General features: G+C 67.0%; 10 protein-coding genes and 3 pseudogenes. 7 read left to right on the top strand and 6 right to left on the bottom strand.

All coding sequences use genetic code 11. The features are described from left to right. The first annotated feature begins 36 nt into the window (after positions 1-36). Positions 37-243 (top strand): CsbD family protein, encoded by a 207-nt coding sequence (locus GNX96_RS01700; RefSeq protein ID WP_279579073.1) that lies wholly within the window; start codon positions 37-39, stop codon positions 241-243. A gap of 2 nt (positions 244-245) precedes the next feature. On the opposite strand, the pseudogene GNX96_RS01695 reads toward GNX96_RS01700, so the two are convergent. Then, positions 246-2577, bottom strand: a pseudogene (locus GNX96_RS01695) (transketolase-like TK C-terminal-containing protein). Between the two features lie 141 nt (positions 2578-2718). On the opposite strand from GNX96_RS01695, the gene GNX96_RS01690 reads away from it, so the two are divergent. After that, positions 2719-3201 carry an Lrp/AsnC family transcriptional regulator gene (locus GNX96_RS01690; RefSeq protein WP_163566755.1) on the top strand — a complete coding sequence of 161 codons (483 nt, stop codon included), beginning with the start codon at positions 2719-2721 and terminating at the stop codon, positions 3199-3201. Here the strand turns inward: GNX96_RS01690 and GNX96_RS01685 are convergent. After that, positions 3164-4240, bottom strand: a pseudogene (locus GNX96_RS01685) (LLM class F420-dependent oxidoreductase). The gene GNX96_RS01690 and the pseudogene GNX96_RS01685 sit on opposite strands and share 38 nt — an antisense overlap. Continuing rightward, a complete protein-coding gene (locus tag GNX96_RS01680) occupies positions 4240-4740 on the bottom strand; it encodes an SRPBCC family protein (protein WP_163566754.1) in 501 nt (166 codons plus the stop codon). Before GNX96_RS01680 ends, GNX96_RS01685 begins: the two are co-directional and overlap by 1 nt. A gap of 109 nt (positions 4741-4849) precedes the next feature. Between GNX96_RS01680 and GNX96_RS01675 the strand changes: the two genes are divergently transcribed. Next, positions 4850-5359: a winged helix-turn-helix transcriptional regulator gene (locus GNX96_RS01675; protein ID WP_163566753.1), complete on the top strand. Its 510-nt coding sequence runs from the start codon at positions 4850-4852 to the stop codon at positions 5357-5359. Positions 5360-5521: 162 nt separating this feature from the next. Here GNX96_RS01675 and GNX96_RS01670 read toward each other — a convergent pair whose 3' ends face one another. Beyond that, a complete protein-coding gene (locus tag GNX96_RS01670) occupies positions 5522-6547 on the bottom strand; it encodes an LLM class F420-dependent oxidoreductase (protein ID WP_163566752.1) in 1026 nt (341 codons plus the stop codon). A 174-nt stretch (positions 6548-6721) separates the two neighbouring features. Here GNX96_RS01670 and GNX96_RS01665 point away from each other — a divergent pair, with 174 nt between their 5' ends. Continuing rightward, on the top strand, positions 6722-7078 hold the full coding sequence (locus GNX96_RS01665) for a YciI family protein (protein WP_163566751.1): 357 nt from the start codon (positions 6722-6724) through the stop codon (positions 7076-7078). Positions 7079-7168: 90 nt separating this feature from the next. Next, complete coding sequence (gene recQ, locus GNX96_RS01660) at positions 7169-8998, top strand: DNA helicase RecQ (RefSeq protein ID WP_279579072.1); 1830 nt, start codon at positions 7169-7171, stop codon at positions 8996-8998. 107 nt (positions 8999-9105) lie between these two features. Here the strand turns inward: recQ and GNX96_RS67000 are convergent. Beyond that, a pseudogene (locus GNX96_RS67000) lies at positions 9106-9567 on the bottom strand (Rv1733c family protein); the annotation flags it as partial. Positions 9568-9853: 286 nt separating this feature from the next. Here GNX96_RS67000 and GNX96_RS01650 point away from each other — a divergent pair. Then, on the top strand, positions 9854-10924 hold the full coding sequence (locus tag GNX96_RS01650) for a fatty acid desaturase family protein (RefSeq protein WP_163566748.1): 1071 nt from the start codon (positions 9854-9856) through the stop codon (positions 10922-10924). On the opposite strand, the gene GNX96_RS01645 is transcribed toward GNX96_RS01650, so the two are convergent. Continuing rightward, positions 10921-11301, bottom strand: coding sequence for a winged helix-turn-helix transcriptional regulator (locus GNX96_RS01645; RefSeq protein WP_163566747.1), 381 nt, complete (start codon positions 11299-11301; stop codon positions 10921-10923). The genes GNX96_RS01650 and GNX96_RS01645 overlap by 4 nt on opposite strands. A 93-nt stretch (positions 11302-11394) precedes the next feature. On the opposite strand from GNX96_RS01645, the gene GNX96_RS01640 reads away from it, so the two are divergent. Beyond that, a complete protein-coding gene (locus tag GNX96_RS01640; protein ID WP_163566746.1) occupies positions 11395-12246 on the top strand; it encodes an SDR family oxidoreductase in 852 nt (283 codons plus the stop codon). Positions 12247-12274 lie beyond the last annotated feature (28 nt).

The raw sequence follows: 12274 nt of genomic DNA, 5'->3' as shown, positions 1-12274 counted from the left end.
GGCACCACCCACCCACGTCAGAAGGAGAGATCCATCATGGGAATGCACGATCACGTCGAAAACAAGGCCGACGAGTTTGCTGGCAAGGCCAAGGAAACCGTCGGCAAGGTGACCGGTGACCGTGGCACCGAGGCTGAGGGGCAGGGCCAGCAGGCCAAGGCGAAAGCCAAGGATGCCCTGGACACCGCGAAGGACAAGGTCTCCGGCTTCGTCGACGGCATCACCGGCAACAAGGACAAGTAGATCTAGAGAATGTCCAGCGCGGCGCGGACAATGCTGTCCGCGTCGACGCCGTGATAGCGGTAGACGTCCTCCGGAGATCCGGACTGGCCAAACCGGGTGACACCCAACGAGGTGCTCGCCACCCGGTTGATAGTGGCCAGGAATGCCAAAGTGTGCGGATGTCCATCAAGGACAGTGACCAGCGGGGTGGCCCGGGAGCCCGGGAAGGCTTGGTCGAGAATCCAGCTCGGCCCGTCCTCCCGGCCCTGCTTTGCCCGCAGAGCGTGGAAAAGCAAACCTGGACTCGTCACGCAGACCACGTCCACGCCGACGCCGGCCTGCTCCAACCGATCGGCCGCTGCCAGCGCTTCCGGGATCATGGCGCCCATCGCGGCGATCGTGACTCCCGGGTTCTCGGCTTTACGCAACAGGTACGCGCCCGCGACGACCTGTCGCCGGCGGCGCTCGCGAGCGGCTGGATCGGTGGGGACTTCGGCCAGCGTCTGGTCGACGGCTCGAGTGGACAGCCGCAGATATGCTGAGGTGCCGTCCGGCTTTCCGAGCTGGGCAAGGCTCGCCAGCAACGTCCATTCCACGTCGATCGCGAAAGCCGGCTCGTACGCGACACAGCCCGGCTGTTCAATGCCAATCGATGGAGTGGTGATCGACTGGTGCGCGCCACCCTCGGGCGCCAGTGAGATTCCCGATGGCGTGCCAACCAGAATCGACTGCCCGCCGGCATAAATCCCGAATGACCACGGCTCCAGAGCCCGTTCCACGAACGGGTCGTACATCACGCCAATCGGCAGCAGCGGCTGCCCCCACCGGCTCCAGGTCGCGCCCAGTTCGCCCAGCAAACCCACCAGGTTGGTCTCCGCGATCCCCAGCTCGATGTGCTGGCCGGTGGGTTTTTTTCCCCGCCAGTGCAGGATTGTCTCGCTGTCGTCGGCGAACCAGTCGACCCGTTCCCTGGACGACCAGACACCGACCTTATTCACCCAGCCGCCGAGGTTCGTCGACGAACTCACATCCGGGCTGACGGTGACCACCCGAGCGGCCGCCTCCGGCGCTTGCCGGGTGAGATCGAGCAGAACCCGGCCGAGGGCGGCCTGGGTGGTCGCGGGTCCCGGCGGGCGTACGCCCGATATCGACGGGCAGGGTTGGCGGCGGCTGCGGGATTTCGGCCGCACGACGAAGTTTCGCCGCGGTGGCAGCGCAGAGCCGGCCAGCCGCGCTGTCCGTTTCCAAGCCCTGCCAGGGATGGTCGGGATCGGTGCCCAACTCCCCCGCCAGCTCTCGCATCTGGTCGGTGGTCAGCAACGACGAGTGATTTTGTGGGTGGCCCTGGACCGGCAGCCGATATCCCTTGACCGTGTACGCGAAAATGGCGGTCGGCCGAGTGTCCTCAATGGACGCGTAGGCAGCGTCGAGCGCGGCCAGGTCGTGTCCGCCGAGATTGCGGATCGCGGCGACCAGCGACGGGTCGTCGATTTCCGCGATCAGCCTCGCGATCGCCGCGCCGCCAGGTCCATCGCCGGGAAGCCGCTCGCGCAGTTGCTCGGCCGTACACCGCAACAACCGCTGGTATTCCGGGTTGGACATCTCGTCGATCCGGGCCCGCAACGCGTCCCCACCGGGCCGCGCGAAGAGTTCTTCCAGCAGCTGCCCGTATTTCAGTGCGATGACCTGCCAGCCGGCGGCGGCGAACATGCCCTCCAGCCGCTCGGCGGCGATGTTCGGCACCACCCGGTCCAGCGACTGCCGGTTGAGGTCGATGATCCACACCAGCTCGCCCAGCTCGCCCAGCTCGGCGACGGCCGGATCCAGGATCGCTTCCCAGACCGCGCCCTCATCCAGTTCCGCGTCCCCGACCAGCGAGTACTGCCGCCCGGTGGCACCGGCACCGATCTTCTCCCGTACGTACCGGCGGGCCAGCGCGCCCCAAATCGGGGCGGTGGCGCCGATCCCGACCGATCCGGTCGAGTAGTCCACCGGGTCGGGATCCTTGGAGCGGCTCGGATAGCTTTGCAAACCACCAAAATCTCGCAGCGTGCTCAGATAGGACTCGTCCAGCTCGCCGAGCAGATAGTTCACGGCGTGCAGCACCGGCGAGGCGTGTGGCTTCATCGACACCCGGTCCTGCGGGCGCAGGTGCCTGAACCAGAGCGCGGTCATGATCGACACCATCGACGCGCATGACGCCTGGTGGCCGCCCACCTTCAGGCCGGACGGGTTCGGCCGGACCCGGTTCGCATGGTGCACGATCGCGCTCGCGAGCCACAGCACCCGGCTCTCGATCTCGGCCAGCACCCTCGGGGCCGTCGGACTGCGGCAAAGCGCCGGCGGGAGCGGCACTGGTCATCATCTTCACCCTGTTTCGGCAGTGCATATGGTGAGTAGGAGCAGACCACGTCCGGGTGAAGTGCACAATGTGATGAGCACCGGCTGGTCAGGTTGCACTGCCCAGCATCGACGCGCCCATACGGAGTGAGCATCGTGCCCAACCGCGACCGGGTCGACCAGACCGACGCGCGGCTCCTGCTGGCCCTCACCGACCAGCCGCGAGCCACCGCGATCGCGCTCGCCGACCGGCTCGGCATGTCCCGCAACACCGTCCAGGCCCGGCTCGCCAAGCTCGAACAGGATGGCCTGCTGGACTCGTTCGAGCGGCGGATCGCGCCGCGTACGCTCGGCTACCCGCTGACGGCGTACGTGACGACCCAGGTCACCCAGCGCCGCCTCGACGAGGTGGGCGCAGCACTGGCGGACATCCCAGAGGTTCTGCAGGTGCAGGGCATCAGCGGGCAGACCGACCTGATGGTGCGGGTGGTGGCCACCGACGGCGACGACCTCTACCGGGTCGCTGGCGAGATCCTCGCCATCGGTGGGGTGGAACGCACGAGTACGGCGCTGGTGATGCGGGAGATGGTCGGCTACCGGATCACTCCGCTGCTGCGGCGGCTGTCCGAGACCGACTAACCTCCCGGACGAGCTCGATCGCGCGGCCCAGGGTGTCCAGCCGCGCCGCCAGCGTCGCGCCCGCGGGGTAGAGCCGTACGGTGTCCACACCAGCCTTCTGCCACACCTGGAGCCGCTCGCGGACCATCGGCTCGGTGCCGATCAGGGTCGTCGCGAGCACCATCTCGTCGGTCACCAGAGCGGCCGCGTCGTCCCGCCGGCCGGCCAGCCAACGCGCCCGTACCCGCGCCGCCACCTCCGACCAGCCCCCTGCCGGCTGTACGCCGCGTTGTAGAAGTTCGTGGTGGCCGAACCCATTCCGCCCAGGCTGAAGGCCAGCTCCTTCTTGCGGCTGCCGACCATCGTCCGCAGTTCCTCTTCATCGGCCGCGAAACACACCTCGGCGCCCTGACAGATGTCCAGGTCTTCGAGCTTGCGGCCAGAAATCCGCGCGCCCTCGGCGAGATGGCTGAAATACGCGTCGGCCGCGCCTTCGGGCACGAAGCTGGTGCCCAGCCAACCGTCCGCGACTTCCCCGGTCAGTCGGAGCATTTTCGGGGAAAGCGTGGCCAGGTAGATCGGAATGTCCTCGTTCGGCGACATACTGAGCCGCATCGGCCGGGCATCTCCGCCAGGCAACGGAATCTGGAAATGCTCGCCCTGGAAATCCACCTTCTCGCCGGCGAAAAATCCGCCGGATGATCTGCACGGTTTCCCGCATCCGGCCCAGCGGCCGGGCAAAGGGCACGCCATGCAACCCCTCGATGACCTGCGGTCCGGAGCCGCCGAGACCGAGAATGAAACGCCCTTCGGACAACTCCGCCAACGTCATGGCGCTCATCGCGATGGCCGCCGGCGTACGAGTGCCGAGCTGGACGATGCCGGAGCCGAGCCGCATCCGGTGCGTGACCGCCGCCAGATACCCGAGCGCGGACACCGCGTCCGAGCCCCAGGCCTCGGCCACAAAGCACACGTCGAGCCCGAGTTTCTCCGCTTCCACCGCGAAATCCATTGTCTCGCGGAAGTGTCCTGCGGGTTCCACGGTGGTCGCGGTACGCATCAGCCGGCCGCCTCTTCGCTCAGCTTTTTGAACGTACGCAGGTTGTTTTCCATCGCGGTGCGGAACTCTCCCAGCCGGCGGGCCACGATCCGCTCCTCCTTGTCCGGCATCCGGTCAATCGCGAAACTCAGCCCGGACCGCGCCGGCCCCATCTGCATCCACTGGCTGAGCACTGTCCCGCCGCCTTCCGGGCGCAGCCGGAACCGCCAGATCGAAGACGGGAAGTCCACATCGGACACCGCCCACGCGAACTCCCGCGGCGGGTCGTACGCGATCACCGTCGACGTGGTCTGCCACTCGCCGAAGTCCTTGTGGAAGTTCTTCCCCACGTACGATCGGCCGACCGCCGGCCCGTCGCCCTCGCCTTCCCACTCGAACCCTCGCAGCTCAGGGCTCATGCTCACCATCAGGTCGAAATCGATGACGTGATCCCACACCAGGTCCGGTGCCGCTTGGATGTACGTGTCGACCTCGACCGTCGGCGTGTCCGCGTACCGCATGGGTTCCCTCCACCTTCCCGGCTCTGAACTCTAGAGTTGCGTAAATAGACGCAGGAGTCAACGGCGAAATACCGCCAGTCCTGTCGAACAACTGAGTACCATTTCGGCCATGAGAAGGACGTCGTTCGCCAACTGGCCCTGTCAGATCGCCCAGACCGTGGACCTGCTCGGCGACTGGTGGACACCGCTCGTCCTGCGGGAGGCGTTCTACGGCATCAAGCGCTTCGACGAGTTCCAGTCAGCACTCGGGATCGCCCGCAACACCCTCACCGAGCGGCTGAACCGGCTGGTCACCGAGGGTCTGCTGGAAAAGGTGCCTTATCACCAGGAGCCGGTGCGGTACGAGTATGTGCTGACCGGCAAGGGCAAGGACTTCTTCCCGGTGCTCGCCGCCATCGCCGCGTGGGGCGATAGGTGGCTGTACGAGGAGAGCTCAGCGCCGATCACGATGCACCACACGACATGCGACCACGACGCGCACGCCGAGGTGGTCTGCTCGCACTGCCACACCCCGCTGGCATCGGACGAGGTGCGGTTCGCGATGGGACCCGGCTATCCGCCCAAGCTCGCCACCCGCCCGGACGTGGTCGCCCGCTTCGCCCGGCAGGCCGCCGGTTGAGCATTCCCCGGGCAGCCTGCCGGGCCAGGCTCAGACCTCGATCGTGAAGCAGGGCAGGCCGAGGCTCTCGTAACCGGAGCCGGTGTAACGCCAGCCCCAGCACACCCCGGTCCGCAGGACGCGCTTCAGAGCTTTCTGCATTTTCCCGCACTTTGTCCTGAATTATTCCATTAGCTCCGCCATCGTACGCAGTGTCGGGATGTCGCCGCGCTGGAGGATCAGGCTGGTCGCGATGGTGTTCCGCCAGCCGGCCAGGTCGTCGGCGATCTTGGCCTTCGGGCCGATCAGCGCCACCTCTTCCACCATCTTCGTGGACACCGCGGCGATCGCCTCGTCTTTGCGGCCCGCGAGGTAAAGCTCGGTGATCTTCTCGCACTCCTGCTCGTATCCCATCCGGACGAACTGGTTACGGTGGAAATTCACCTCCGCGGCACCCATCCCGCCGATGTAGAGCGCGAGACCCGGCCGTACTTTGTCCGCCGCGGCCTCAATATCGTCGTCGACAACCACGTCGACGCTGACCGCCACCTCGAAACCGTCCTTGTCCCGACGGGCGCCTGGACGAGCGAAACCCTCGGCGAGGATTTTCCGGTAGTGATCGTTGAGTTTCGGCCCGAAGAACAACGTGAGCCACCCATCGGCGATCTCGGCCGCCAGTGCGACGTTCTTCGGTCCTTGCGCACCAAGGAAAATCGGGATGTCGTCACGAAGCGGCCGGATCGTGGACCGCAGCGGCTTGCCGAGGCCGGTGCCACCCTCGATCGGCATCCGGTAGTCAGCACCTTGGTACGTGAGCCGCTCCCGGGCGACGACTTTCCTTACGATGTCGACATACTGGCGCGTACGGGCCAATGGTTTGCCGTATTCCTGGCCGTACCAGCCCTCGACCACCTGCGGTCCGGAGGTGCCGAGCCCGAGGATCAACCGACCGCCGGACAGGTGGTCCAGCGTCATCGCGGCCATTCCCACGGCGGTCGGCGTACGAGCGCTCATCTGCACGATGCCGGTGCCCAGCCGCGGCCGGGTCGTACGAGCGCCGTACCAGGCCAGCGGGGTCAGCGCGTCCGAGCCGTACGACTCGGCCGTCCAGATCGAGTCGAGGCCGAGCCGGTCGGCCTCGGCCACGACCTGCTCGATACCCGGCCGCGGCCCGGCTCCCCAGTAGCCCATGCTCCACCCGAGCTTCATCGCACAGCCTCCTCGTCATGGTCCTCCACCAAGGCCCAAAACTAGTTCGTACGACGGCCCTGACTCGCGGATGAGGTGCCGAGTCGGGAAATGTAGAGACCGGCAAGGCGGTTCCGACGTATCCGCGAGAGGCACCCGGCAAGCGGGGCCGCACCAGCTGGCAGGAGCGTGACGATGAAGTACATGCTGATGATCTTCCAGAACCCCGCCGTTTTCGAGGCGCTGTCCAAGGACGAGCAGACCGCGGTCATGAACGAGGCCGGCGCGCTCTGGCAGGAACTCGCGGACAGTGGCGAGTGGGTGAGCGGCGAGGCGCTTTTCGCGGCTTCCACGGCCAAGGCGGTGCGTACTCGCGGCGGTGTCCCGGCGGTCACCGACGGGCCGTACATCGAGGCGAAGGAGCAGCTCGCGGGCCTGCTCATCGTCGATGTGGCCTCCGAAGAACGGGCCGTGGAGATCGCCGGCCGCTGGCCGGACGCGCGCTACTGGGGCATGGAAGTCCGGCAGCTGATCGAGCAGCCGGAAGGCTGATGGCCGCTCCGGCGCCCGCGAGTCGGGCGCTGGAGCGTCCGGCCCGGACCGTACGATCGGTGGGTGGCCTCTCCCGTCGTCCCCTCGGAAGTGAGCAACGCCCTCGAGGTTCTCACCCGGGTCTTCGGCTATGACTCGTTCCGGGGCAGCCAGCAGGAGATCATCGACCACCTGATCGGCGGCGGGGACGCGCTGGTCCTGATGCCGACCGGCGGCGGCAAGTCGCTCTGCTACCAGATCCCGGCGCTGGTACGGGACGGCGTCGGCGTGGTGATCTCGCCGCTGATCGCGCTGATGCAGGACCAGGTCGACGCGCTGCAGGCGGTCGGCGTAAGGGCCGGATTCCTCAACTCCACCCAGGATTCGTACCAGCGTCGCGAGGTGGAGACCGCCTTCGTCGAGGGCAAGCTCGACCTGCTCTACCTGGCGCCGGAGCGGCTCAAACTCGACGCGACCATGCGGCTGCTGGACCGCGGCGAAGTCTCGCTGTTCGCCATCGACGAGGCGCACTGTGTCGCCCAGTGGGGCCACGACTTCCGGCCGGACTACCTGGAGCTGTCGGCGCTGCACGAACGCTGGCCGGACGTGCCGCGGATCGCGCTGACCGCGACCGCCACCGACGCCACCCGCCAGGAGATCGCGACCCGGCTGCAGCTGGTCGAGGCCCGGCATTTCGTGTCCAGCTTCGACCGGCCCAACATCCAGTACCGGATCGCTTCGAAGAAGGAGCCCAAGCGGCAACTGCTCGAGCTACTGCGGTCCGAGCACGCCGGCGACGCCGGCATTGTCTACTGCCTGTCCCGCGCATCGGTGGAGAAGACCGCCGATTTCCTGGTGGAGAACGGGATTCCGGCCCTGCCCTATCACGCTGGCCTGGATTCGCGTACGCGGGCCCGAAACCAGTCCCGGTTCCTGCGCGAGGACGGCCTGATCATGGTCGCCACCATCGCTTTCGGGATGGGCATCGACAAACCGGACGTACGCTTCGTCGTCCATCTCGACCTGCCCAAGTCGGTCGAGGGCTACTACCAGGAAACCGGCCGCGCCGGCCGCGATGGGCTGCCGTCGACCGCATGGCTGGCGTACGGACTGCAGGATGTCGTCCAGCAGCGCCGGATGATCGACACCTCGGAGGGCGACGACGCCTACCGCAGGCGGCTCGGTATCCATCTGGACGCGATGCTCGCGCTCTGCGAGACGGTCGAATGCCGGCGCGGTCAACTCCTCGCGTATTTCGGGCAGCCAGTGGACGCCGGCCAGGCCTGCGGGAACTGTGACACCTGCCTGACGCCGCCGGAGTCCTGGGACGGCACGGTCGCCGCGCAGAAACTGCTGTCCGCCGTCTACCGGCTCCGCCGCGAGCGCGGCCAGAAGTTCGGTGCCGGCCAGATTGTGGATATCCTGCTGGGAAAAACCACCGACAAGGTGCGCCAGCACGGTCACGACTCGCTGACTGTCTTCGGCAAGGGCACCGAGCTCAAAGACCTCGAATGGCGCGGTGTGGTGCGGCAGCTGTTGGCTCAGCAGCTGCTCGGGGTCGAAGGCGACTACGGCACCCTCGTGCTCACCGACGCCAGCTCGCAGGTCCTTTTTGAGAGCCGGCAAGTGCGGCTGCGCCGGGAGCCAGAGCGCCCGGCCCGCGCGGCCCGGACCAGCAAGCCGAGCAAGAGCAAGGCAACGATCGACCTGACGCCCGAGGCGACGCCGGTGTTCGAGGAGCTGCGGTCCTGGCGCGGCAACGCGGCCCGCGAGCTGGGCCTCCCGGCGTACGTCATCTTCCACGACGCGACGCTGCGGCAAATCGCCGTCGAGCGGCCCTCGTCCCTCACCGAGCTGGGCACGATCAGCGGCGTCGGCGAGAGCAAGCTGGCCAAATACGGCGAACAAATCCTGGAAGTGCTGGCGGGACTCTCAGACTGAGGTGTCGTCGGCCGGCGGGCGGTGCGTGCGGCGGGCGCCCAGTCGGACGCGGTGCGCCGCCACTCGCGCTCCCAGCTGGCCATCCGGAGCCGGTCCAGCGGCCAGCGGACCAGCCAGTAGAGAGCCACGAACACCAGGATCGTGAAGGCGACTACCCCACCGGCGGCCACCACCGCACCGATCATCGCGCTGGACTCGGTTTCCGGCGCCGGCACCTGCTGGCCGGTCTGGTCCACCCAGATCGGCACCCGCGCGCCGGCGAGGGTGCCACTGTCCACCTCGATGGACCCCCGGTGCGTACGGCCGTCCGCGGTACGCCAGGAGCCCGGGACTCGTACCGGCGGCGGCGCGATCCCGCTGGGCTCCGCGCCGCTGGGCGGTTGGGTGGCGGCATTTCCCAGCGCCACCGCGAAAATCTGGTGCCGGCTGGCGGTCTGGGTGGCCACTTGGCGCATCTCGCGCGTGTACGTGTCGGTGCCGATCGACGGGGCGAGCGCGATCACGACGACCGTGGCGACCAGACCGACACGCAGCACAACACTCTCGATCCAGTCCGAGTGCCGCCGCATCGGACTCCGCCCAAAGCCCAGATTTCGCAGGCTCAACAACAGAAAACGACGCCCACCGCGCAGAAACGACACCGTTTTCCTCCGTCCGGCCGCTTTGCCTTCCGATGGTAACGAGAATTCGCCATTGCCTCAGTGACCCTGTGCACTCTGTGACCGATTTCTCGGTACCCCCTACTTGAGTAGGGGGTCTTGAAGGGACTCTCCTGGGTGACGCGCCGGGCATCGCGCGATTCATACGCTCATCGTGCATCCGCTGGATTGATTCCGCCGACCTGGAGAATTCTCTATGCCCGCAGCCACCCTTGCCGAGCGCCCGATCCGGCGAAACCAGATCAGCGACTACACCGAACTCGCGAAGATCGTACGGGAAAAAGGCCTGCTGAACAGACGGGTAGGCTGGTATTTCGCCCGGATCGCTTTACTCGCCGGACTTTTCGCCGTCCCGACGGTGTTGCTGGTCACTCTCGGCCACTCGTGGTGGCAACTGGCCGTGGCCGCGGTTTTCGGCATCCTGGTCACCCAGGTCGCGTTCCTCTCGCACGATGCGGCGCATCGGCAGGTTTTCGCCGCAGGCAAGCACAACGAGTGGTTTTCCCGGATCGTCGGGTGCCTGGTCGTGGGCCTGAGTTATCGCTGGTGGATGAACAAACACTCGCGCCACCACGCCAATCCCAACCAGGTCGGCAAAGACGGTGACATCGAGGCTGGCGCGTTGGTCTTCACCGCCGACGAGGCCCGCGAACGTACCGGACTGGCCGGCTGGCTGGTCCGCCGGCAGGGCTGGTTTTTCTTTCCGTTACTGACACTTGCCGGCATCGACCTGCACATCACCGCGGTTCGTACGCTACTGTCCCCCGACCGTGGAAAGCATCGAAATCTGGAACTCGCTCTGCTCGCCATTCGTTTGCTTGCTTTTCCGTTGCTGGTGCTGTGGATTCTCGGCATTCCGCTCGGGCTGGCGTTTATCGCCGTCCAACTGGTGACCTTCGGCGTTTACATGGGAGCCAGTTTCGCCCCGAACCACAAGGGAATGCCGATCGTCCCGCCGACCGCCGATATCGATTTCCTGCGCCGCCAGGTGCTGATGTCACGCAACATCCGCGGCCGCGGCATGGGTGTCGCGATGGGCGGCCTGAACTACCAGATCGAACACCACCTCTTCCCCAGCATGCCCAGCGGCAACCTCCGACTGGCTCGCCCGATCGTCCAGCGCTACTGCGCCGAGCGCGGAATCTCCTACACCGAGACGACCCTGGTGCACTCGTACGCCATCGTGGTCCGCTACCTCAACCGGGTCGGCCTCGGACACAGCGACCCCTTCGAGTGCCCGATCACCGCCCAGTTCCGCTCCCGCTAGACGGCCTTCGCGCCGTCGTACTCATCGCGCGCCGCCAGCACCGCCGGCATTCGGGACTCGACCAGATCCATCAGCGCGAACAACTTCTCCGCGACCTCGGATCCCAGTGGCGTCAGACTGTAATCGACCCGAGGTGGGATCACCGGCTGCGCGACCCGGTCGACGAAGCCGTCCCGCTCGAGCGCGTGCAGGGTCTGCGACAGCATCTTCTCGCTCACCCCGTCGACCCGGCGGCGCAGCGCGTTGAAGCGCAGCGAGCCGTCCCGCAGGGCAACCATCGCGAGCACCCCCCAGCGGCCGGTGACGTGCTCGAGCGCGTCGCGCGACGGGCAGCCGCGGGCGAACACGTCGAACAGGATGCGATCGAACTCTTCCATGCACCGAAGGTACCTCGAGCTAACCCTGAGCTAGCACTTTCGAATAGTTAGTGCATACTCGTGGTTAGTACTCGGGACCCAGAGGAGAGTCACATGATCGTCGTTACCGGCGCCACCGGCCAGCTCGGCCGGCTCGTCATCGAAGGCCTGCGCGCCAAGGTGCCCGCGGACCAGATCGTGGCCGCCGTCCGCACCCCAGAAAAGGCCGCTGACCTGGGCGTACAGGTGAGAGAAGCGGACTACGGCAAGCCTGCCACGCTGGCCGCCGCGTTCGCCGGCGCCGACCAGGTGCTGCTGATCTCCAGCAGCGAGGTGGGACAGCGGATCCCGCAGCACACCGCCGTCGTCGAAGCCGCGCAGCAGGCCGGTGTGAAGCACCTCATCTACACCAGCGCCCCGAAAGCGGACGACACCGCGCTGGTCCTCGCGCCCGACCACGCCGCGACCGAGCGGATCATCCGGGCGTCCGGGCTACCGTTCACGTTTCTGCGCAACGGTTGGTACACCGAGAACTACGCGCAGAAAGTCCAGGACGGGGTCGCGCGGGGCTCTTTCGCCGGCAGCGCTGGCCAAGGAGCCGTCGCGACTGCCACCCGCGCCGACTACGCTGCCGCAGCGGTCGCGGTGCTGACCAGCGATGGCCACGACGGCCGGGTGTACGAGCTGTCCGGCGACCATGCGTGGACGTACGCGGACCTCGCCGAGACCATCGCCCAGGCCGCTGGGAAGGCGGTCACGTACGAAGACCTGACACCGGACGCCCATCGCACCGCGTTGGCCGCGGCCGGCCTGCCGGAGCCAGTCGTCGAACTGGTCGTCGGGCTCGACCGCAACACCGCCGACGGCCTGCTCGGCCAGACCTCCGGTGAGCTGCGAGCACTCATCGGCCGACCGACCACGCCGTACCAGGACACCGTCGCCCAGATGGTGAAATCTCTCGGCTGAGCGATGAGTTTTGGTCCCGGCGGCGGTC

Origin of the sequence: Fodinicola feengrottensis (genome assembly GCF_010993775.1) — a bacterium.
Classification (GTDB): Bacteria; Actinomycetota; Actinomycetes; order Mycobacteriales; family HKI-0501; genus Fodinicola; species Fodinicola feengrottensis.
Note: the sequence above shows the minus strand (reverse complement) of the source record. Positions and strands in the feature narration are given on the sequence as shown.

Bases quoted from the DNA above. Each gene is read 5' to 3' on its own strand.
- GNX96_RS01700 (WP_279579073.1), top strand. From the start codon at position 37: ATGGGAATGCACGATCACGTCGAAAACAAGGCCGACGAGTTTGCTGGC.
- GNX96_RS01680 (WP_163566754.1), bottom strand. From the start codon at position 4,740: ATGCGGTACGCGGACACGCCGACGGTCGAGGTCGACACGTACATCCAA.
- GNX96_RS01675 (WP_163566753.1), top strand. From the start codon at position 4,850: ATGAGAAGGACGTCGTTCGCCAACTGGCCCTGTCAGATCGCCCAGACC.
- GNX96_RS01670 (WP_163566752.1), bottom strand. From the start codon at position 6,547: ATGAAGCTCGGGTGGAGCATGGGCTACTGGGGAGCCGGGCCGCGGCCG.
- GNX96_RS01665 (WP_163566751.1), top strand. From the start codon at position 6,722: ATGAAGTACATGCTGATGATCTTCCAGAACCCCGCCGTTTTCGAGGCG.
- GNX96_RS01650 (WP_163566748.1), top strand. From the start codon at position 9,854: ATGCCCGCAGCCACCCTTGCCGAGCGCCCGATCCGGCGAAACCAGATC.
- GNX96_RS01645 (WP_163566747.1), bottom strand. From the start codon at position 11,301: ATGGAAGAGTTCGATCGCATCCTGTTCGACGTGTTCGCCCGCGGCTGC.
- GNX96_RS01640 (WP_163566746.1), top strand. From the start codon at position 11,395: ATGATCGTCGTTACCGGCGCCACCGGCCAGCTCGGCCGGCTCGTCATC.